Raw genomic sequence first — 20,527 nt, 5'->3', positions numbered from 1 at the left:
ATATGGCACTGACGGAAGAAATTTTGAACAATCTCAATCAGGCAAAAAAAGATATTGACGAGGAAATGCGAATCGCCCTGATAGGGCAGCCCGGCGCGGGTAAATCCAGTCTAATAAACCGAATCATGGGGAAGAAAATATTTGAGACAGGCGTGCATACTGATACCACTGTGGAGGCTGACGAGGCAAAGCTGGACAAGCTCTACATAGTTGACCTGCCGGGCTACGGCACGGCACGTTTTCCATTTGACGACTGGGTAGAGCAGTTCCAGCCGCAGAACTACGACCTCTATATCTTTGTATTCGCAGGGAAGCTCCATGACTCGGATACAAGGATGTTCCAAAGCCTTAAAATATGGGCAGACAAACACGGCGGACACCGCCAGCCTCTTTTCATCGTGCGGAACTTCGTTGACTCCCTCTGGGACGACGAAAAGAGCCTTGACGAGCTGAAGGCAGAGGTGGTTGCGGACGTGAGGGCGAAGATGGAGGAGGATGTGCCTGTTTACTTCACCTCCTGCGGACGTCATCCCGAGGGCATTGAGGAACTGAAGGAAGCAATAAAGCACGCGGACATACCGGGGGCGAAGAAATCGAAATTCCTGCGTAATTTCCGCGCCACGACACTCAAGGATTTGGCGGACAAGCGCGAAGATGCTCTTGCCAATGTCAAAAACTATGCTCTGGCAGGAGCAGTGAACGGACTGAATCCTGTCCCGGGACTTGATGTCAGCGTTGATATTGGCGTGATGTGGAAGATGCTTTCAGACATCAGAAGCTCCTTCGGAATAGACGGTGAAACAGAAGCAGCTCTTCGGAAATACAAGGTCATCGTGCCCGCAGCAAAGAACGTGTTCGCGCTGATGGCAAAAGAGAGCATCAAGAGCTTCCTGCAGAAGGAAGCCACAGGCTTTATCGGGAAAAATTTATCAAAATACGTTCCCTTTGTGGGACAGGCGGCTGCTGCCTGCGTGGGCTACGCCATGACAATAGAGCTTGGAAAGCGCTACGTTGAGGACTGCTACGAGCTTGCGGTGGATATCATGGAGAATGTAATAGCGAACGAAAAATAAAAAATACCGCTGCAGTGTAAAATACGCTGCAGCAGTATTTTTTTATTTTACTTTTTCGATTTCGTCCATCCAGAGAGGATGATGTTTTTCGGCGTGTTTTTTGCTGAGAAGACCGCTCCCGAACATGCTGACGAATTCGGGCCAGTTGTAAATTCCGAGAGGTATATGTCCTCCGACAACACAAAGAAAGAGCGCAATGCCGACAATCAGATGTATTTTATCCGCATACCACGCAATTTCCTTCGGGACAAGCGGAAGTGCCACATAAAGCACCAGTCCCGTTATGATGATAATGAAGCCGCCGAAAAAGACCATGATGCCCATGAGCTTTTGTCCGGAATTTATTTTCCCCATCGGCGGAACCTCTATTTCCCTGCCCAGCAGTATTTTATGCGGATAACCGCCGGACACCTTCATCCAGTCAATGTCATCCTTTGTCCAGTGAAAAATTTCCTGCCAGAATCTGGCAACCCTTCCGGGGCAGAGTACGAAGAACAATACACATCCGATTGTCATAATCCATGCGCCAGCGATGTGAATCTGCATTGCAAGATGCATCATGTCATCGCCGAAGGGGCGCAGAAAAAGCAGCACTCCGGTGAATCCTGCAGGCAGAAAGCCGAGAACCAGGCTCCAGTGGAACAGTCTTACAGACAGACTGTGATGCAGAATCTTTTCATCTTTTTCCATAACAGCAGGCCTCCTTTACAACACGCTGCGGTCTATGTAATGAGTGTGAAACAGCTCCTCGGCCAAAGGACTGGTGGGTGAAAAATTCAGTGACTTGTACATGTTCATAAGGCTTTTGTTCTTGTGGCTTTGCCGAGCTGCCTGTTTTTCATCATCCTGATAGAGACCTGCCGTGCGCATTTTGATGTATTTTGTGCGGTCAACAAAAACGTCTGTAACGGCATAGAGGCCCGACCAGATGGCGGCGGTAAGAACGCCGATAAAGCCCAAAAATTCCCTTCGGTTTATCTTTACTTCCTTTTCCTTATAGTCATACTGCATGGTATTTCCTCCTGTTCATTCACATTCCCGATAATTACCACGGCAGGAAGGCCTTGAATTTACCGGTCCATGACGTGCCCATCGGGTTAATGGGCTGCCCGCCGCCGTTGACGCAGCCGCCGGGACAGTTCATGACCTCTATGAAATGATAGGGACTCTTTCCATCTTTAACTTCCTCCAGCAGCGGTTCCACATTTTTTGTACCGTGTACCACCGCGACCTTGAGAGTGATTTCCTTGCCTGAGTTCTTGAGCTTGATTGGCACGTCAGCCTTTTTTACTTCTTTTAGTCCGCGGACAGGCTCGTATTTTAGCTGGGAAAGCTCCTCGCCTGTCAGCACAAAGTATGCCGTGCGGAGCGCCGCTTCCATGACACCGCCGGTAGCGCCGAATATTGTCCCGGCACCCGTGTATTCCGCAAGAGGATTGTCCTTTTCCTCCGCGGGTTTAACGTTTGTTATGTCTATGTTAAGCTTCTTCAAAAGGCGTGCCAGGTCTCTTGTGGTCAGGACAACATCTGTGTCCTGATATGTGGCGGTGTGTCCGCGTTTTTTCCAGTAATCAGCTGCCGCTGTAAACTCAGGCCGTGAGGCTTCCATTTTCTTGGCGGTGCAGGGATAGATGCCGACACAGAAAATGCTTTCGGGGGCAACCTTCCATATCTCTGAGGCTCCGTATATTTTAGCAACAGGTCCTGCCATTCCCTGCGGAGATTTCGCAGATGAAAGATGCTTTCTCAGCGTGGGAGAGTAAAGCTCCATATAGCGAACCCACGCAGGGCAGCAGGAAGTAAATTGAGGTAAGGGACCAAGTTCTTCATGGGAATCCATCCCCAAAACGTATTTTTGGATTTTGTGCACCAGCTCTGTGCCTTCCTCCATGATGGTATTGTCTGCGGCAAAATTGACGTCCATGATTTTGAAGCCTGCTTCCTTCAGTGCGCCGTACATCTGCTCGGTGACAAGCTTCCCCGGCTCCATACCGAACTCCTCTCCGAGAGCAACGCGCACAGCAGGCGCTATGGTGGCAACGACAGTGGTTTTGCCGTCCTTGAGTTTCGACATTACTAAATCTACCGCATCCACGGTATCATCAATAGCTCCAAAGGGGCAGTTTATTAGGCACTGACCGCACTGCAGGCAGCGGCTGCTGTCGATTTTGTGAACAGCACCGTAAGCCCCGTCAATAGCATCTGCAGGGCAGAATGCGGTGCATGTGTCACAGCCCTTGCATTTTTGTTCGTCAATTTTGATGATACTGTCCAGCTCATTCTTCTGATAGGATTTGGACATGGGAATCACTCCTTAAGCAAAAATCGGATGACGAAGAATAATTTTAGCATGGTATAGGGGAAACAATTTACTCGGAAAAGATTAGGGATAATCAATTAAAACAGACCGTACGATAAATTTTTTATATTATATATCAGCAAAAAAGTGTTGTCATCCCACTTGCGGGGATAGTGTGCGCTATCGTACTGTGCCTGTATTGTCGGGGAAACCGGTGTCCCCCCATAGGGGTGACGTGACTATGGTAAGTTTATGGAATATGCTATTGTTTTGCCTTTGGCAAAACTGGAACAAAGGCGTTATAATTAAATAAATGGTGGTGAAAAACATGTTTCATGATTTTGGACGCACGATGATGCTTTTGGGAGGCACGCTTTTTGTCGTTGGCGCGCTTGTACATTTTGGCGGCAAATTTCTGCCCCTTGGCGGTCTGCCGGGAGATTTTCACTGGCAGAGCGGAAATACGTCCTTTTCATTTCCACTGGCATCCAGCGTCATATTGAGCATTGTGCTGACAATACTTGCTAATTTGCTGTTCCGCTGAAGCATTACAGGGGGAGAATGTTATGCGGATATGGGAGAAGATAAAAAAGCATAAAAGATTTTGGGAATATTCGCTGGCATTCGTGTTTTTGGCAGTTGTCTTAATCGTGTCATTTTTGAGGATGCTCAGCCACGGAGCTGCGTATATTTTCAACAAGGAAATGGAGAAGCAGACGCTTCTTCGGGGAACAATAACGGTTGAGACGATTACAGCTCACATAAATGGCTCGGTTTATTTCGAAAATCTTGAGTGGCGCGATCCCACAGGAGAGCCTATCATGATTGTCCCCAGCGGAAGCTTCAAGGTTCGCGTATGGGATGTGGCGATGAAAAATATCAAGTCTACGACGCTGCAGGAGCTTGTTCTTAACAATGCGACATTTGCTGTCCGCCTGAACGAAAAAATGCAGGTCGACTTCTTGCGCCAGTCGGAAGCATTGAAGGAGCAGAAAAAGCTGGAGGAGGGCTGGGAAAACAAGGTCAATCTGCGGGATAAAAGCCATGAGGAACGCAGAAGAATAGGAAAGGAAAAGCGTGACAATCAGAGAGCAAAAATCGAAAGAGAATGGCACAATATATCCGCAAAGGGAAAGCATCTTAAGCTAGCAATCGATTTCAATGACTGCAGAATGGAGCTTTTCGCAAAGGGGCAGCATTATGTCCTCAGCCGCGTATATATTGATATGGATCTGGACACGGAAAAGAGCGTCTACATAGACCTGAAAACAGGAACCTTTGGCGGAACAATGGTCGGCTCGGGGATGGATATTGAAGGTGGTATTGATTTCAGAGAAAAACCTGTTCCTATATGTGATATCAATGTGCGGTTCAACGAAGTAAAGCCGTCGTCTCTTGGCTTTGGCATGAATGTCAACGACCGCATGTCGCTGAACACATATTTTGAAGGCCCTGTAAGTGCCCCCGAAAGCTACGGAAGTGTTTACATGAAAGAGCTTCACATACCGGGCTTTGATTTCTACGATGTTGACGGCCTGATTCATCTCGAGGAAGGCAAGCTGATATTTGACAACGTGGATGCTGACGTATTTGGCGGAAAAATTATCGCTGACGGAGAATATGACTTTGATACAAGAGGATATATAATCCGCGGAAAGGGCACAGGACTGCAGGCATCGCAGGGACTGAAAAAAAGCGGACTTTCCTGCCTTGTTGACCTGGATATACTCGTAGAGGGTGATGAAAATCCGCGAAAGACTGTCATAAGCGGAGAATTTACCTCAGGGAAAGGAACGTACCGTATTATTCCGTTCAAACGGCTGAGCGGAAGATTCAAGAGTGAGTACAAGGACCTGAAATTCTGGAATGCGCGGATAGAGTTTTACGGACTTACCGTTACGACACCTTCCATTCGTATACTGAACGGAAAGCTTACAATGGACCCGATTGATATTTTTGACGAAAATGGGGTACACAAAAATACCTATGATCCGAAAAAAGGAGAGTACTCCTGAATATGATGTTTTGAGGAAGGCTTGTCTATGATAAGCCTTCCTTTTTAACGCTTCGCTTTCTTCTTTTCCCGCGGCCAGCTGTACACACTCCCTCCGTCACGCCTGCGGCGTGCCACCTCCCTCCCCGAGGGAGGCTTTTATGCACGTCGCCCGCGAATCCACTGTCGTGCCCGAGCCGATTAGCAGCAAACTCTAAATGGAAGTAAATTCGGAAAATCGGATAAAGTATTTAGGAGCGGATTTGATTGTATTGCAAATGCCTGACTTTCGCATTACAATAATTACAAAGGAGGGATTTGTATGGCTAAGACGGCAAATATCAGTCTTCGAATTGAGCCGGAGATAAAGAAACAGTCCGAACAGGTTTTTTCACGGCTGGGGATTTCGGTTACAGATGCCATCAACGTTTTTCTTCACGCATCTATCATGGAGGGTGGGTTTCCGTTCCAACCGAGGCAGCCGAGATATAATCATGAAACGCTGCAGGCTATGCAGGAAGCCAAGGATATTATGAACGGAAAAGTTAACGCGAAACGATATAAGTCATTGAATGCACTGATAGAGGATATTGATGCGGAGGAATCAGATGCTTGATTTAGTGACTACCACTCAATTTCGCAAAGACTTAAAGCGTATTCGCAAGCGTGGATATGATTTATCGAAGCTTGATGAGGTTCTTCAAGTAATCATGAAGGAAGAAGCCTTGGATGAAAAATACCGTGACCATGCTCTGACAGGAAATTACTCTGGATTCAGGGAATGTCACATTGAGCCTGACTGGCTGCTGATTTACGCTATTGACAATGGACAGTTAATTCTTACGGCATCAAGAACAGGAACACATTCAGATTTATTCTGATGACAGTATGTGAAGGTGCTTGCTCCTTCACACATCTGTGTTATAATACACCAAGGTGAAGGGAGAGAACCATGGAAGAAAGACAAATCTTTACGGACAAAGACATATGGCGTGTAATAACCCTCTATGGGTTAAACACCTCTACCTATAAAATCGCCTTGGCAGAGACCCTAAACAGCCTCGTACGGCAAGGCATCACCAATGCCAGCTACGAGATTTTGGCACAGGAATTTTTCAAACTCTACAATAAGCGGTTGGATAATGGTATGCCTCAGTTAAACCATGATACACGCTACACTAAGATGGAGCAAATTGTGACCCGTTTCAAAGGTGGTGCCGTGGATTATGATGAAGCCATTGCCTATGTCAAAAACAATGCCTTCGACAATGTAATTCCCAGGTTTCATAATCTCAATCAATTTGACCTGCCCCAAAAATTCTATGAGATTACAAAGGGGGGAATTGTTCTAACGGATTCCGTTTTCAATGTATTCAATGATAACGAATCCGAAGCATTACATAATGAACTTGAAGCCCGCTGGAGCCTTCTCGAATCAGCGTTTGCAATGAAACGAGAAAACGCCAAGCTAATAAACGATATAAAGCGGTTCTATCTCGTCCGGGGCTATGAACGCACAGACATTACCTATATGCGCGATATGCTAAACGGTTATCAGGAAGGCCGCTGCTTCTATTGCGGAGAAATGCTTGACCAGAATCATATTCATGTAGACCACGTAATTCCCCGCACGGTTCTCAATCATGATGAACCATGGAACCTAGCCCTGGCTCATGAATACTGCAATGAACACAAAAATGATGCTCTACCCAGCCGTTACTATGTCCAAAAGCTCGTAGATCGTAATGAGCGGCTAATAAGCAGCAATCACCCGTTATCCAAGAAAATCATTGAGGCATTAGGGATAACACCGTTAAAACGCAAGACAGAGACCTTTAGAATCTACGATGAAATCCTTGCTGCCTTCGGTGCAAAGAATATCTGGGGCGGTGAAAACTTCAAGCCCGAAAATGACCCATTTTATAGAAGCATGATAAGGTATATAGTGAAACGATGAACATTACAATAGACTATTACAGCAAACATGCGGCGGACTTCGTTGCCAGCACTCAAGATGCAGACATGACATCTTTGTACCAAAAATTCCTTTCGTATCTTCCGACTGCTGGACAACTGCTAGACTGTGGCTGTGGCAGTGGGCGCGACACAAAGTATTTCGCCCAGCAAGGCTATAAGGTAACAGCAATTGATGCTACGCCCGAACTTTGCCGGAAAGCTAAAGAACTTACAGGCCAAGATATAATATGTATGACATTCGATAAAATTAACTGGGATAGAAGATTTGATGGCATTTGGGCTTGCGCCTCCCTGTTGCATCTTCCCAAGCAGGAACTTCCTTCTATTTTCAATAAGTTGACAGCTGCATTAAAGCCAGGTGGGCATCTTTACTGCTCTTTCAAATACGGTGACTTTGAGGGTGAACGCAATGGTCGATATTTTTCTGACCTAACGGAGAAAACTTTGGATATTGCAATATGTGCCAGCAGATTGATAATCATTGAACAATGGAAAACGGAAGATGTACGCCCAAACCGCAATGAAATCTGGCTTAACACAATATTGGCTGAGGTTGAACGATAGTTAAAAGTGGGTGCTGTAGTTGTCATATTAAGGAACTGCCATATTAACACTGCCGGGAGGCAAGGAAATTTCTTGTCGAAGCACATTATAAAAGCGCTTCGCGCTCTTGCTTTTCCCGCGGCCAGTTGTACTCTCTCCCTCCGTCACGCCTGCGGCGTGCCAAGCCAACATGCCACCGGCATGTTGACACCTCATGGAGGATACTCCCTCCGTCACGCTTTCAGCGTGCCACCTCCCTCATGGAGGGAGGCAGTTATGCACGTCGCCCGCGAATCCACTGTCGTGCCCAAGCCGATTAGCCGCAAGCTCTAAATGGAAGTAAATGCGTCAGCTATATCATAGGCTTACCACTAATAGGCTTTAGTAATACAGTTACGACGCGGGAGACGGAGTGTGCAGCTTACCACGAGAGTATCGCCGCGGGTTCCCCGAGCGACGTTAGGAGCGGTTAAATAAAGGGGACATGGGGGAATTTGTCCCCTGTGTGGGGAAGTCAGAAGGGGCAAAGCCCCGTCTGAAAGAAATTCATGGCTGAAACGTGCATAGAATATATGGCAGTTATTTTGGGAAGTCGAATAGATTTTTTAAATCTCGCTACATCTAAACACAGTATGCGAAGGGGTTTTGCCCCTTCGCACATCCCCACCGCAGGAACTACGTTCCCGCTAAGTTGACATGCCCCCGGCATGTCAACACCTACCTTTTTAACGCTTCGCTTTTTTCCTTTTCACGCGGCCAACTGTACACTCTCCCTCCGTCACGCCTGCGGCGTGCCACCTCCCTCCCCGAGGGAGGCTTTTATGTACGTCGCCCGCGAATCCACTGTCGTGCCCGAGCCTGTTTGTGGCTGGCATTACATAGAAATAAATGCGTACGCTGAATCTAAATGCGTACTACAGAATGAATACAGCTTCACGCATAAGTAACTGCGTCAGCTATATCATAGGCTTATCACCAATAGGCTTTAGTAATACAGTTACGACGCGGGAGACGGAGTGTGCAGCTTACCACGAGAGTATCGCCGCGGGTTCCCCGAGCGACGAAGGAGCGGTTAGAGGGGGCCACGGGGGTCTCCCACCGTGTGGGGAAGTCAGAAGGGGCAAAGCCCCGTCTGAAACAAGCATAAAGCTGAAACAAGTTGAAAACTGAAACGAATATGAAGTATATGGAATCAAATATGAAAACAAATGCCCTAAGAAGGCCTTCTTTATAACTCGGCAAAAGATATCCCCCACTTCTGTAAGTGGGGGTTGTGACTAATAACAGGCGGTGAGCATATCTCCCGCCTCGCGCGACGCGAAGCTAGTGCCATTGGCAAAACGCTGATAGAGGAAGTTTTGCCTACGGCAAAACTTGAACGAAGGCGTTATAAAAGATGACCGTCTTAGGGCATTTTACATGTTTCCGTAAATCCTGCGCTTACGCCGGGCACGTGATACTCATTGCTCCCTGCGGTACGCGTACAAGACTATTGATAGCAATACTGTCGGCAATAGCCTTCTTTATCTCCTCAGCAGTCGACGCGGCACTGCGGCGAATCTCATAAAATACATGTGAGCGCTCCTTTATATCGAAGGACTGCGGTGTATGCAGCTGAAGTTCTGCCTTCATGCCGTCCGGAGTCAGAAGCTTTACGTTTATCCCCTGATAAAACTTGCCTCCCCAGGCGTTGCGGAATTTAAGTATGCGAATACCCTGTCTGCGAAGGGCTGTAATCACATCGCGCACCATTTGTCCGTAATTCTTTTCATCGGCGACCATTGTGTAGCGGAGTACGTCAGAGACATCAGCAGCGGCATCTGTCAACGGGATGTTGTCTGAAGCCGCGTCATCACGTATTTTTCTGGCAAGACTTTTCCGCGATTTTAAGCGATTTTCAAGGCCGCAGAGCCTGTAAAGAGATCCCGAGGCGGTTTTGAGTGCCTCTGTAAGGAATGGCTCTGCCTTTGCCGCACGAATGAGAAGCAGCACCGCGAGAAATGCTGCCGCGCTTTCGCGGAGGAAAATCGGCTGCATTGAGCGTTTGTCAGTTTCGACGGAGGCTGCCGATGCCATAAGCAGACTTTCTTCTGCGTCGGAGTATATACGCGGCGGCTGTATCGGCAGGAAGACAGCTGCCGAGAAAAGCATTGTCGCAGTCATGAGCCGGAGGCCCAGCATAAGGTCGTGTATCGGGTGTCCGTCGTTTATATGATGGAACACATTCTGCATCTGATGGATTTTTTCGGAAATATTCATTTATAACTGCCTCCTTTTGAAAGAAAGTTGCATTTATCAACTATCTGTATTTTATAACTCGATTCTCGTTTTTCTCTGAAAAGAAAACTAATTTAAATCTAATATATGTGGATAAATAAAAGTTTGGATAATGCTTATAATCATTATTGCTTTTTATTGATATGGTGTGCTATAATAAATACAAATAATAAAAGAGAGGATGAAGCCCCATGTTTTTTGACAGTTACGATACACCCGTTTTCCGTCCACCAAGTGAGGCACGCAGTTTCATCCTGCGTGTGACACGAGGCTGTGCACACAATAAATGCAAATACTGCAACATGTACGAGGGCGTACAGTTTCAGGTTCTTACAGAAGAAGAGGTCGACCGTCAGATTATGATGGCGGCAAACTTCAATAAGCGCGGCGTCCGCCGGGTATTCCTTGCGGACGGTGACGCGCTGGTGCTTTCGACGGAGCGTCTGCTTGCGATTTTGAAAAAGCTTCGGGAAACATTTCCGAATTTTGAGCGCTGCGCATCCTATGCTGCGCCGAAGGATGTTTTGAGAAAATCAGTTGAGGAGCTCCGCATGCTTCGCGAAGCAGGTCTTGAGCTTCTGTATTATGGGATGGAGAGCGGTGATTCCGAGACGCTGGCAGCTGTAAATAAAGGCGTTGACGGAGAAGAGTCCATCGAGGTAGGAAAACGCGTCAAGGCAGCAGGAATGAAGCTGTCCATGATGATTATCCTTGGACTTGCAGGCCGTGAGGGTTCAAAGCGTCATGCGCTTGCAACGGCTCACGCGATTTCTGAGATTCGTCCGACTATGCTGGGCGCTATCTGCCTTATGCTTTACCGCGGAAGCGAGCTTAAGGAGCAGTTTGAGCGCGGCGAGTTTGATCCGCTGCCGCCGGCAGGTCTTATGGAAGAGCTTCGCATGATTATCGAGAATGTAAATCTTCCCGAGGATGAGGAATGTATCTTCCGCAGCAATCACATTTCAAACTATGTTCCTCTTGCAGCTACACTGCCGCAGGATAAGGAGCAGCTTCTTGATGATATAGACTACAGCATCACCGAGCTCAAAAAGCTCAAGGACTGGGATGTCTATAATCACGATAAATACGGAACCTACTGATGTATGCGGCCGTATGAAATATGAAACCTGATAATTACTTAAAACCTATACCGACCTAAAGCCATACACTGACCGGAAGGGCGTCCATACCGCCTCTCCGGTCTTTTATTTTGCCTGTTTGCAAAATAAAAATCCCCGTCGGCTGTGTACCGACGGGGATTTTGGATTGCGTCTTATGCACCTATATCAAGTGTTGCGGCTTTCGGAGCACTCTTGGATGCCTGATAAGCCTGCTTTGCGTGGTTCATAATTGTTGCGTTTACCTTCTGGAATCCGCTTGAACCCAGCTTCGTTTCAGTGCCGAAGTTGGATACCTTGGTGTAGGAACGTGCCTTGGACATTGCGGAGCTGACATTCTGCATGCCCATGGAATCCAGCTTTTTAAGGTTCTGCTGGAATTTGCTGGAGCCGAGCTTCGTTTCGTTGCCGAAGTTGGATACCTCGGTATAGGAACGGGCGCGGTCCATATACATGGATGTCTTCTGCGAGCCGAGAGAGTTCGTTGTTTCGAGTCCGCGCTGGAAGCGGCTCGTACCCAGGCGGCTTACGTCTGCGAAGTCCTTCGCACGCTCCATTGCCATGGACGTTTTCTGCTCGCCGAGGGAGTTCGTAGTATCAAGTCCGCGCTGGAATTTGCTGGTTCCGATGCGGCTGACGTCCCTGATGTCCTTTGCGTTTTTCATCGCCTGGGATGTTTTCTGTTCTCCGAGGCTGTTGGTCAGTTCAAGACCTTTGCTGAATTTGCTTGTGCCCAGCTTTGTTTCCGTGCCGAAATTGGATACACGCGAATAAGAAGCTGCGCGGTCAGAATACATTGCAGTCTTTTCCTGTCCGAGTTTATCAATTTGACGATTAATTTGCTGGAACCGGCTCATGCCGTAATTGGCTCCGCCGGAAATTCCCGAGATAGCCATGATGAAAACCTCCTTATCTTCCGTGCTGCGCAATCCTTTGCGGGTCGTGCGGTTATTTTTATGGTCTTTATTTCAATATAAAGCCTTTAATCTACAATAAGTATATACCATTATTACTTGTTTTTCAATGAGATTTTTCAAAAAATGTAAGACTATCGGCTGATTTGTCTTAGACAGGGTAAATTGTATGGAATTGCCGAATTTTTAACAATATATAGTGGTTACGATGTTCAAATGCCACGTGACTGAATGGGAAATACCGCCTATATGTAGATAAGATTTCCCTTAGAAGAAATTTTAAGGAAATTTTCATCCTATAACGGATTGACATAGGACGGGAGAAAGTTTATCATAATCGCATAGATTTGAAATGGACTGCAGACAATTCAAATCGTATACATATTGATTTTGTACAGGCAAAGACAACGACGTCGGCCGCGGAGCATATCCGCGCGCCGGCGTTTTCTGTTTTTGGGGCGCTGCAAGGGGGCAGCGTGTACATGAAGGAGTTGGTATTTATGAATGGCGTATATAATTCAGTGGATACGATATGGGTGCTTTTGGGTGCTGCTTTGGTTTTCTTCATGCAGCCGGGCTTTGCGATGGTGGAGACCGGACTCACCCGCGCAAAAAATGCAGGCAATATCGTAATGAAAAATTTTCTGGACTTTTCTCTTGGTACGATTGTGTTTTGGATTTTTGGTTTCGGACTCATGTTTGGTGCGGATATAGGCGGTATAATCGGTACACCGGATCTTTTTATATCGGGCTGGGATGTTGAGAAGGGCACGGGATATCCTTCCATGGCGTATGTGATTTTCCAGACGGTGTTCTGTGCTACGGCAGCAACGATTGTGTCGGGTGCTATGGCTGAGCGCACGAAATTTTCTACCTACTGTATCTACAGTGTTATCATCAGTCTTTTTATTTATCCTGTTTCAGGTCACTGGATTTGGGGCGGCGGCTGGCTTGCGGAGATGGGCTTCCATGATTTCGCGGGCTCCACGGCGGTTCACATGGTAGGCGGCATCTGTGCTCTTGTTGGGGCAAAAATGATTGGCGCGCGTATCGGAAAATACAATGAGGACGGTACTGTAAATGCTATTCCCGGTCACAGCCTGACACTTGCGGCTCTCGGCGTGTTTATCCTCTGGTTCGCATGGTTCGGCTTTAACGGCTGCTCTACTGTTTCAATGACTGGTGATGATACTCTTGTTTCTGCCGCAACAATTTTTGTTACGACTAACATGGCTGCGGCCTCTGCTACAGCTGCTGTCATGGTTGTTACGTGGATTCGTTACGGCAAGCCTGATGTCTCGATGACGCTTAACGGTGCCCTCGCAGGTCTCGTTGCAATAACGGCCGGCTGTGACCTGGTCAGTGTGTCGGGTGCTTTTGTTATCGGTATCATTGCAGGTGTTGTGGTTATTTTCTCTGTTGAGATTATCGACCAGAGGTTCAGGATTGATGATCCGGTCGGCGCCGTTTCCGTTCATGGTGTGTGCGGTGCGCTGGGTACGATTCTTACAGGTCTTTTCGGTGTTAAGGATGGTCTTCTTTATACTGGAAATGCACATTTCTTTCTCGTTCAGGTGCTTGGTGTTGTGAGTGTTATTGCGTATGTGGGTATAGCCATCACTATTGTTTTTGCGGTACTTAAGGCGACAATGGGACTGCGTGTTACGCCGAAGGAGGAGATTGCTGGCCTTGATTTTGAGGAGCACGGTCTTGCGTCTGCCTATGCGGATTTCATGCCTGTTCCTGAGCTGCCGGGTTCTACTTCGGCTCCTGCTCCTGTCGGCGCTCCTGTTGCTCCGGCTGCGGAGTCTGCTGTGGCTGCCCCGGCTGCGGGAATTGTGAAGGCTGCACTGCCTGAAGGTGCTCACCCGATATCCTGCGTTTCGATAGTAACCTCCCGTGAGCGTTTTGAAAATCTTAAAACAGCGCTTGAGGCTATAGGCATTACGGGCATGACCGTTACACAGGTTCTGGGCTACGGTATACAGAAGGGGCATACGGAGCTCTACCGCGGCGCCGAGGTGGCATCCAGACTTCTGCCGAAGCTGCAGATAGATATTGTTGTATCGGCAATTCCCCCTGAAAAGATTATCGCTGTGGCTAAAAAGGTTCTTTTCACGGGACATTACGGCGACGGAAAAATATTCGTGTCCACGGTGGACAATGTTGTTAAAATCCGCACGGGTGAGGAAGGCTTCGATGCTTTGCAGGACAAGCCAATCCCCGTGGCGTAACTCGGCAAAAGATGTCCCCCACTTCTGCCCTAAAGGACTAGCTGCGCGTCGTAAGTGGGGGCTGGGACTAATAACAGGCGGTGAGCATATCTCCCGCCTCGCGCGACGCGAAGCTAGTGCCATTGGCAAAACGCTGACAGAGGAAGTTTTGCCTTTGGCAAAACTGGAACAAAGGCGTTATAATGAAGCTCTCTCATACCTGCTGTTAATCGGCAGAACTCATCTATATCGGCAAAAAGCACTGCTCATGCGGTGCTTTTTGTTTTTTAGAGGATTTTCATACTTTACGGCGAATATGTTATTGTTATATATTAGATGAAAAGAAGTTTTTTATTTTTATGAACTGTGGGGTGAGGGCGACGACAAAGGAGCTGCCCAAGGAAACATATAAAATTATCGCCGGCTGTCTTGCCGGTGGAATACTGCTTGTTTTTTTGCTTTTGATTACAGGCTCTTTGGGAGATGACGGCGGAACCCGCCCGGGGACAGTGGTTGTCTGTCTTGCGGTTATGGGCGGTATGGGGTATCTGGCAAGATTCTATTGGCTCTACGAGGAGCCTGATATGGAGTCGCTTCCCGCGCCTGAGCTTCCTGAGCGTCCGAAAATGTCGTTTCACGTAGGAAGGCTTGCCTACGACAGAAACCTTGTATTTGAATCCGTGGAAACGCTGCTTGCTCTTGCGGAGCAGCAGGCGGACAAGGACAAGCTGCTGTCATATTCCTACTATAAGGCGGCGCTTGATAATGCAGTTGAAAAAAATGACCGCTGGAATGTTCTTTTTCAGCTTGCCAGTGCCCTCGATCGCGATAATTCTGCAGAAGCGATGACATACGCCCATCAGTCCCTGGGCTATGCCCAGTCTCCGCAGCAGGTTGGCGGAAGCTTCGGGCTTATCGGGCTTATGCACTGGAAAAACGGAGAGTACCGTGAGGCCTATGACTGTGCGATAAAGGAAGCGGAGCAGTTTGCAGAGGTCAATCAGGACATCCGTTTTTATGAAAAACAGTTCAGTGCGACGGCAAAGGCAGGGGACTGCCAGTGGGCTATATACCAGTCAGCACCTCCGCTTTCTCCTCTGCGCCAGGAGGCATGGCAGATTGCCCGTGTGACCTTTGACAAGGCGCTTTCCCTTGCAAACTACAGAGGTCTTTGGGATGTGCCGCTTCATTACGGCTCTACCTGCCGTTATCTTGCCAGACTCTGTGAGTTTATGGCGTATACGATGCGTATGCAGGAAAGCGAGTACAAGGCTCTGGAATGGGAACGCAGGGCAGGAAAATATATAAAAAATCCCCGAATCAGCGAAGCGGAGCTTGAAAGTGCTCTTGCACGTCAGGAATATTAAGAGGCTGTGCCGAAGGAATTTCCTTTGGCACAGCCTCTCTTTTGTTTGAATCACAATCAATTTTTCAGCGCCTGCCTTATGGCGGACTCATTTTCACGGATGGCTGATATAGCCTTTGAGGTCAGATTGCCTATTTCCCAGTGCAGCTGCTTCGCTCCGTCTCGTATCAGCTGGCGGTCAACCGACGGCAGAAAGGTTTTGTCCATAAAACGCTTCTGTATGGCGGATACCTTGAGATTCTTCGGGGCGGTGTTCTGCACACGCATGGTCTCTGATATGAGATGCACGAGAGGCGCTGCAGTTACCAGCACAGCACCCAGCTCCTGGGACGCGGTCGGCGGCTCTGCCATCGGAGGAATATTCTTTAGCTTCAGAAGCGAGAGAAATCCCTCGTTTGCACCGGTATTTTTTAGCTCATCATAGGGAAGGGTTCCTTCGGAGCAGGCAGCGTACAGAAGTCCTGCCGCAGCCCATCCCTCAGAAAGCTCTTCGCGACCGCGCAGCAGCGCGAAGCTTCGCATGACGTGGGAGAGCTGAAGGGCAAATGCTTTTGTCTCTGCAGGCAGTGTAATGTTTTTAAAAATGTTAATTGCTTCATTATATGAAGGAAATGTAGCGAGCAAAAAAAGACTCCTTTCCGTTCAGAATAGTGAATTTTAATTTTGAAAGGGTGCTGCAGAAGCGAGGAATATGCAACACACATGATAAAATTTCGACATAAAATCAAAATATCCTTTTTTCAGACTAGTACTATTATTCTAATTTTGACTATAGAAAATTTTTGATAATAGAGTTATAATGGAGACAAGTATAGCTACACCGGTTGGGTTTTTCTCTGCCAAGCATATCCTGGGTGCGTACGCGGAGCGGTATAGCCAAAAGGACTCATAAAGAGGGGGTAGAAGGAATGAACAATGTAAAGGTAGCGTACAAAATCCTGCTGCTCGTCGTTATTGCTTTCCTTGGTATGGCAATCATCGGCTTCCGCGGCTGGTCGTCACTCTCCAAAGCAGGAGAAGGTATGGACAACATGTACTCGAAGAAGCTGCAGGCCATACGTATTCTCGGTGATGAGATTGATGCAATGCGTGTTATTCAGGTAAGAACCTATCAGGCAATCGCAGATCCTCCGCGCGCAACGGAGGTTGTCGCAGGAGCAAAGAAGCAGATTGCCAAGTATGAGAAGGAATGGGCTGAATACGAGACTCTTGCAAATGCTGTTCCTGAAATGCAGGGTCCTGTAAAGGACGCGAAGGCAAACTGGGACCGTTACCGCAAGTCCATGGAAACGGTTATGGATATCGCTTCCAAAGGTCAGTCTCAGGAAGCGTTGGCTGAGTACAACCGTACTGCCAGGAAAGAAACTGCTGACCTCCGCGACAAGCTGAACAACCTCCTGAAGGCATCGGAAGAGAATGCCGCAAAAATCAACAACGAAAATGAGACGGAGAACCGCAATGCTATCATGTCCATGGTTGTCATCACGGTTGTTGCCGTCGTAATCCTCGGCCTCCTGAGCGTAATGCTCATCAAGGCAATCACTTCACCTCTTACAGAGATGATTGCTGACTGCGTCAAGCTTAAAGACGGCGATTTCCGTATGGATAACAGAGACACGAGCCGCGGCGATGAGTTCGGCGATGCACAGCGTGCCCTCTTTGCGATGCGCGAATCACTGAACAAGTTTATGCGCCGCATCGCAGAGTCCAGCGAGCAGATTGCGGCATCCTCCGAGGAGCTCACGGCGAACTCCTCACAGACCGCAAAGGTTGCAATGCAGGTTGCCGAGTCCGTATCCGATGCAGCCAACGTCGTAAGCGACCAGCAGACTGCTGTTGACGGCGGTAATGAAAAGGTATCCATGATTTCCGCATCTGTAGACGAGATGCGCAGTCAGGCAGAGCTTGTTGCAAGAAACTCTGCATCGGCTGCTGATGAGGCTGCAAACGGACGCAGCGAGATTGATTCCTCCGTTAACCAGATTAAGAACGTTGAAACAACAGTTACCGATACGGCTGCTATCGTCGATAAGCTTGGCGAACGCTCCAAGGAAATCGGTACAATCGTTGATACTATTTCCGGTATCGCAGGTCAGACGAATCTCCTGGCGCTCAATGCCGCTATTGAGGCAGCTCGCGCAGGTGAGCACGGCCGCGGATTCGCAGTCGTCGCAGAAGAGGTCAGAAAGCTTGCTGAGCAGTCCCAGACTGCAGCTCAGCAGATTGCAGACCTTATCGGTACGATTCAGAGCGATACCACGAGCGCTGTTGCTTCCATGCAGGAAGGCCGCTCGGCGGTTATCGAGGGTGCTCAGTCTGTTGAAGGTCTCCGTGCTGTGTTCGACAGCATCAAGAACAACATCGACGAGGTATCCAACAAGGTCGCAACCATGTCCGAGGCTGTTGCAGGTGTAGCAACACAGGCAGAGGGCATTGCGATGGAAATGAACGCAATCGACGACGGAGCAAAGAAGGTTTCGGATCAGATGCAGACGGTTTCCGCATCCACGGAAGAGCAGTCCGCATCCGCAGAAGAGATTGCATCCGCAAGCGACGCGCTGGCGCAGCTTGCACAGGATTTGCAGCTTGCTCTCCAGAGATTCAAATTCTGATACAGATTATTCAAAGGCGGTGGCGCGAAAGCGTCACCGCTTTTTCATGTTGCAAAACTTTCTTTCCCTGCGTTAAAATGTGAAATAGATTTATTAAGGAGGAAAAAGCGTGCGGATAGAACAGCATGCGGAGGGCGGAGTGTTCCGCCAGCCGGGAGAGAAATTGTTTTTGGAAATAGAGCGTGGACTGAAGGTATATTTTGTGTATGCCTTGGTGCTTTCTCTTTTCCGTATTTTATTTATAGCAGGAATGACGGAGTATATGCTTCCTGAGACAGGCACGGGTGATGTGTTCACAGCGCTTTGGAGAGGCTTTAGGCTCAGCATGCAGACGGCAGGCGGTTTTGCTCTTGCGGTCTTTGCTCCTGCGGCAGTGCTGTCGCTTGTTTCTGATACGGCAGCAAAATATGTTCTTCGCATCCTGCACGGAATCGGCCTTCTGATTTTATCTATCGGTTTTATCGGACGGTTTCCCTATTACCGTCAGTTTCATTCGGGCTACAATCAGCTCCTTTTCAACACCGCAAATGATGATGTGTGGGCGCTGTTTCTGTCGCTCGTATATGAGTACAACCTGCCTCTGCGCTTCGCGGCGGCATGTCTTTTGGCGTATGTGCTTTGGCGGCTGTCCACCGCTTTTATCGAATGGGAAATGCCGCTTCAGTCTCTGAGCGGAACTGCGCTTTGGGTGTGCCGCGGGGTGACCGTCGTCGGCATAGGCTTTCTTGTGCAGCTCTCTGTTTTCGGAGGAAGTTTCGGCTGGCAGACAGCGGTTGACTGGGAGAACGCCGGTGTGACACGGGATCCCCTTTTGAATGAAGCGGTGCTTGACGATGCGCAGGCGGTGTACAGAGGCTATACCATGAACCACAGACTGCTGGCCTGCAACGGTCTTGATTTCACCACGGATGAGGTGCGCAGGCTGGCGGCAAAGCTGGCGAACCGTCCCGCGGATACCGATGACCTGGATGTATACCTCACCCGTACTGCCAAAGGCGGGAAAATAGAAAAGCCGAAGCACATCTTTGTCATTATAGGTGAGAGCTTTGCAAACTGGCCCCTCCTTTCCAAATACAAGGAGCTTCATATAGCGGACGGAACGAGGGAAATAATAAACGGATCTGACAGTGCCTACTGCAGCTCGTTTCTTCCCAACGGCGGCGCTACGATATCCGCTGTTACAGGAATCACGACAGGCTTTGCGGACGCGAACCTTTATCTTACAACAATGCCTGAGGCATTTGCGGAGCCATATTCCACTGCACCTGCACCGCAGTTTAAGGAGCTTGGCTATACTACGGAATTCTGGTATGCCGGGCCTGCGTCATGGGAGCGTATAGGGGCCTTTGTAAAGGCACAGGGCTACGACCGTTTCTACAGCGAGGGCGACATCGGCGACGTGCCGCGGAGCGTATGGGGAGTAGATGACGAATACCTTTACGCGAAGATACTGAATACGGTAAAAGCTGACGAGGCGGGGCTGCACGTCATTTTGAACGTATCCAATCATTCCCCCTACGGTATTGATGTAGAAGGAAAAGGCTTCGATAAAGAAAAAACACGGCAGGCTCTCCCCCAAAACGCCCGGGAGGATGAGGAGCTTCTCAGGGAGCTTGGCCATTACTGGTATGCTGACAGAGAGCTTTCAAAATTCATCAAGGACGCGAAAAAGAAATTCCCCGACAGCCTTTTCGTCATAATCGGAGACCATGCAGACAGATACAACATTCAAAAGACACCACCCACATACGAGCGGTTCACGGTGCCCTTCATCATGACAGGAAAAGGCGTACGTCAGTACATGCTGCCTGAGCAGGCGGCAGGAAGCCAGATTGATGTAATGCCGACGATAATCGAGCTTATCGCGCCGGAGGGTTTCACATATCACGCCCTTGGGCAGAGCATGATGAAGAATAAATACGGTGTAAACTATATGCTCTGGGTGACTGAAAATGCCATCGGAAAGGCAGATACCGTGCCTCTTGTTCCGGAAAGCTTTGACGGGAGAAGCACGCCTGCTTCAATCAATGAAGAGGCGCTGCAGGACTATATCAACGCAATAAGGAGCATATCATGGTATCGGGCGAAATACGGACCGATTCTCGACGAAACGAAGCTGATTGGAAGAGAATGAGCGCTGAA

Annotated in this window: 18 protein-coding genes; 12 read left to right on the top strand and 6 right to left on the bottom strand. The window is 48.5% G+C overall.

The genetic code is table 11. The annotated features are described in order from the left end of the window. Nucleotides 1–2: 2 nt before the first annotated feature. Nucleotides 3–1,073: a GTPase domain-containing protein gene (locus tag BUA83_RS10115; protein ID WP_072936175.1), complete on the top strand. Its 1,071-nt coding sequence runs from the start codon at nucleotides 3–5 to the stop codon at nucleotides 1,071–1,073. 42 nt (nucleotides 1,074–1,115) lie between these two features. On the opposite strand, the gene BUA83_RS10110 is transcribed toward BUA83_RS10115, so the two are convergent. The 3 genes from BUA83_RS10110 to BUA83_RS10100 are packed head-to-tail and all read right to left on the bottom strand — an operon-like array spanning nucleotide 1,116 to nucleotide 3,375. Beyond that, nucleotides 1,116–1,763, bottom strand: coding sequence for a cytochrome b/b6 domain-containing protein (locus BUA83_RS10110; protein ID WP_072936174.1), 648 nt, complete (start codon nucleotides 1,761–1,763; stop codon nucleotides 1,116–1,118). Nucleotides 1,764–1,778: 15 nt separating this feature from the next. Beyond that, a complete protein-coding gene (locus BUA83_RS10105) occupies nucleotides 1,779–2,084 on the bottom strand; it encodes an iron hydrogenase small subunit (RefSeq protein ID WP_072936173.1) in 306 nt (101 codons plus the stop codon). Between the two features lie 34 nt (nucleotides 2,085–2,118). Further along, the gene (locus BUA83_RS10100; RefSeq protein ID WP_072936172.1) at nucleotides 2,119–3,375 is read right to left on the bottom strand and encodes a [FeFe] hydrogenase, group A; all 1,257 of its coding nucleotides are present in this window, start codon (nucleotides 3,373–3,375) and stop codon (nucleotides 2,119–2,121) included. A gap of 325 nt (nucleotides 3,376–3,700) precedes the next feature. Here BUA83_RS10100 and BUA83_RS10095 point away from each other — a divergent pair, with 325 nt between their 5' ends. The 6 genes from BUA83_RS10095 (at nucleotide 3,701) to BUA83_RS10070 (ending at nucleotide 7,906) form a co-directional block, all read left to right on the top strand. After that, on the top strand, nucleotides 3,701–3,916 hold the full coding sequence (locus BUA83_RS10095; RefSeq protein WP_072936171.1) for a DUF2905 domain-containing protein: 216 nt from the start codon (nucleotides 3,701–3,703) through the stop codon (nucleotides 3,914–3,916). 22 nt (nucleotides 3,917–3,938) lie between these two features. After that, nucleotides 3,939–5,387, top strand: coding sequence for an AsmA family protein (locus BUA83_RS10090; protein WP_072936170.1), 1,449 nt, complete (start codon nucleotides 3,939–3,941; stop codon nucleotides 5,385–5,387). A 300-nt stretch (nucleotides 5,388–5,687) separates the two neighbouring features. Continuing rightward, nucleotides 5,688–5,981: a type II toxin-antitoxin system RelB/DinJ family antitoxin gene (locus BUA83_RS10085; protein ID WP_072936169.1), complete on the top strand. Its 294-nt coding sequence runs from the start codon at nucleotides 5,688–5,690 to the stop codon at nucleotides 5,979–5,981. Then, entirely contained in the window at nucleotides 5,974–6,246 is a 273-nt protein-coding gene (locus BUA83_RS10080; protein WP_072936168.1) for a type II toxin-antitoxin system YafQ family toxin, read from the top strand. Before BUA83_RS10085 ends, BUA83_RS10080 begins: the two co-directional genes overlap by 8 nt. 71 nt (nucleotides 6,247–6,317) lie before the next feature. Continuing rightward, nucleotides 6,318–7,322: an HNH endonuclease gene (locus tag BUA83_RS10075; protein ID WP_072936167.1), complete on the top strand. Its 1,005-nt coding sequence runs from the start codon at nucleotides 6,318–6,320 to the stop codon at nucleotides 7,320–7,322. Then, nucleotides 7,319–7,906, top strand: coding sequence for a class I SAM-dependent methyltransferase (locus BUA83_RS10070; protein WP_072936166.1), 588 nt, complete (start codon nucleotides 7,319–7,321; stop codon nucleotides 7,904–7,906). The genes BUA83_RS10075 and BUA83_RS10070 overlap by 4 nt, the downstream gene beginning before the upstream one ends. A 1,419-nt stretch (nucleotides 7,907–9,325) precedes the next feature. Here the strand turns inward: BUA83_RS10070 and BUA83_RS10065 are convergent. Then, nucleotides 9,326–10,144, bottom strand: coding sequence for a hypothetical protein (locus tag BUA83_RS10065; protein WP_072936165.1), 819 nt, complete (start codon nucleotides 10,142–10,144; stop codon nucleotides 9,326–9,328). Nucleotides 10,145–10,353: 209 nt separating this feature from the next. Between BUA83_RS10065 and BUA83_RS10060 the strand changes: the two genes are divergently transcribed. Continuing rightward, the gene (locus BUA83_RS10060) at nucleotides 10,354–11,262 is read left to right on the top strand and encodes a radical SAM protein (RefSeq protein WP_072936164.1); all 909 of its coding nucleotides are present in this window, start codon (nucleotides 10,354–10,356) and stop codon (nucleotides 11,260–11,262) included. A 173-nt stretch (nucleotides 11,263–11,435) separates the two neighbouring features. Here the strand turns inward: BUA83_RS10060 and BUA83_RS10055 are convergent, their stop codons facing one another. Next, entirely contained in the window at nucleotides 11,436–12,176 is a 741-nt protein-coding gene (locus tag BUA83_RS10055) for a hypothetical protein (protein WP_072936163.1), read from the bottom strand. Nucleotides 12,177–12,676: 500 nt separating this feature from the next. Here BUA83_RS10055 and BUA83_RS12855 point away from each other — a divergent pair, with 500 nt between their 5' ends. Together BUA83_RS12855 and BUA83_RS10045 are read left to right on the top strand one after the other, a co-directional pair. After that, complete coding sequence (locus BUA83_RS12855; protein ID WP_327288618.1) at nucleotides 12,677–14,428, top strand: ammonium transporter; 1,752 nt, start codon at nucleotides 12,677–12,679, stop codon at nucleotides 14,426–14,428. A gap of 338 nt (nucleotides 14,429–14,766) precedes the next feature. Continuing rightward, nucleotides 14,767–15,774, top strand: a complete 1,008-nt coding sequence (locus BUA83_RS10045; protein WP_072936162.1) for a hypothetical protein — start codon at nucleotides 14,767–14,769, stop codon at nucleotides 15,772–15,774. A gap of 56 nt (nucleotides 15,775–15,830) precedes the next feature. Here BUA83_RS10045 and BUA83_RS10040 read toward each other — a convergent pair whose 3' ends face one another. Continuing rightward, nucleotides 15,831–16,397 carry a hypothetical protein gene (locus BUA83_RS10040; RefSeq protein WP_072936161.1) on the bottom strand — a complete coding sequence of 189 codons (567 nt, stop codon included), beginning with the start codon at nucleotides 16,395–16,397 and terminating at the stop codon, nucleotides 15,831–15,833. A gap of 284 nt (nucleotides 16,398–16,681) precedes the next feature. Here BUA83_RS10040 and BUA83_RS10035 point away from each other — a divergent pair, with 284 nt between their 5' ends. Both BUA83_RS10035 and BUA83_RS10030 read left to right on the top strand, forming a co-directional pair. Then, on the top strand, nucleotides 16,682–18,385 hold the full coding sequence (locus BUA83_RS10035; protein WP_072936160.1) for a methyl-accepting chemotaxis protein: 1,704 nt from the start codon (nucleotides 16,682–16,684) through the stop codon (nucleotides 18,383–18,385). A 109-nt stretch (nucleotides 18,386–18,494) separates the two neighbouring features. Beyond that, entirely contained in the window at nucleotides 18,495–20,519 is a 2,025-nt protein-coding gene (locus tag BUA83_RS10030) for an LTA synthase family protein (protein WP_234988318.1), read from the top strand. The last annotated feature ends 8 nt before the right edge of the window (nucleotides 20,520–20,527 follow it).

The organism is Schwartzia succinivorans DSM 10502 (genome assembly GCF_900129225.1).
GTDB classification, from domain to species: domain Bacteria; phylum Bacillota; class Negativicutes; order Selenomonadales; family Selenomonadaceae; genus Schwartzia; species Schwartzia succinivorans.
This window is presented reverse-complemented; position numbering and strand designations above follow the sequence as displayed.

Excerpts from the sequence above, each read along its gene's own strand:
- BUA83_RS10115 (WP_072936175.1), top strand. The coding sequence starts at position 3 with ATGGCACTGACGGAAGAAATTTTGAACAATCTCAATCAGGCAAAAAAA.
- BUA83_RS10110 (WP_072936174.1), bottom strand. The coding sequence starts at position 1,763 with ATGGAAAAAGATGAAAAGATTCTGCATCACAGTCTGTCTGTAAGACTG.
- BUA83_RS10105 (WP_072936173.1), bottom strand. The coding sequence starts at position 2,084 with ATGCAGTATGACTATAAGGAAAAGGAAGTAAAGATAAACCGAAGGGAA.
- BUA83_RS10100 (WP_072936172.1), bottom strand. The coding sequence starts at position 3,375 with ATGTCCAAATCCTATCAGAAGAATGAGCTGGACAGTATCATCAAAATT.
- BUA83_RS10095 (WP_072936171.1), top strand. The coding sequence starts at position 3,701 with ATGTTTCATGATTTTGGACGCACGATGATGCTTTTGGGAGGCACGCTT.
- BUA83_RS10090 (WP_072936170.1), top strand. The coding sequence starts at position 3,939 with ATGCGGATATGGGAGAAGATAAAAAAGCATAAAAGATTTTGGGAATAT.
- BUA83_RS10085 (WP_072936169.1), top strand. The coding sequence starts at position 5,688 with ATGGCTAAGACGGCAAATATCAGTCTTCGAATTGAGCCGGAGATAAAG.
- BUA83_RS10080 (WP_072936168.1), top strand. The coding sequence starts at position 5,974 with ATGCTTGATTTAGTGACTACCACTCAATTTCGCAAAGACTTAAAGCGT.
- BUA83_RS10075 (WP_072936167.1), top strand. The coding sequence starts at position 6,318 with ATGGAAGAAAGACAAATCTTTACGGACAAAGACATATGGCGTGTAATA.
- BUA83_RS10070 (WP_072936166.1), top strand. The coding sequence starts at position 7,319 with ATGAACATTACAATAGACTATTACAGCAAACATGCGGCGGACTTCGTT.
- BUA83_RS10065 (WP_072936165.1), bottom strand. The coding sequence starts at position 10,144 with ATGAATATTTCCGAAAAAATCCATCAGATGCAGAATGTGTTCCATCAT.
- BUA83_RS10060 (WP_072936164.1), top strand. The coding sequence starts at position 10,354 with ATGTTTTTTGACAGTTACGATACACCCGTTTTCCGTCCACCAAGTGAG.
- BUA83_RS10055 (WP_072936163.1), bottom strand. The coding sequence starts at position 12,176 with ATGGCTATCTCGGGAATTTCCGGCGGAGCCAATTACGGCATGAGCCGG.
- BUA83_RS12855 (WP_327288618.1), top strand. The coding sequence starts at position 12,677 with ATGAAGGAGTTGGTATTTATGAATGGCGTATATAATTCAGTGGATACG.
- BUA83_RS10045 (WP_072936162.1), top strand. The coding sequence starts at position 14,767 with ATGAACTGTGGGGTGAGGGCGACGACAAAGGAGCTGCCCAAGGAAACA.
- BUA83_RS10035 (WP_072936160.1), top strand. The coding sequence starts at position 16,682 with ATGAACAATGTAAAGGTAGCGTACAAAATCCTGCTGCTCGTCGTTATT.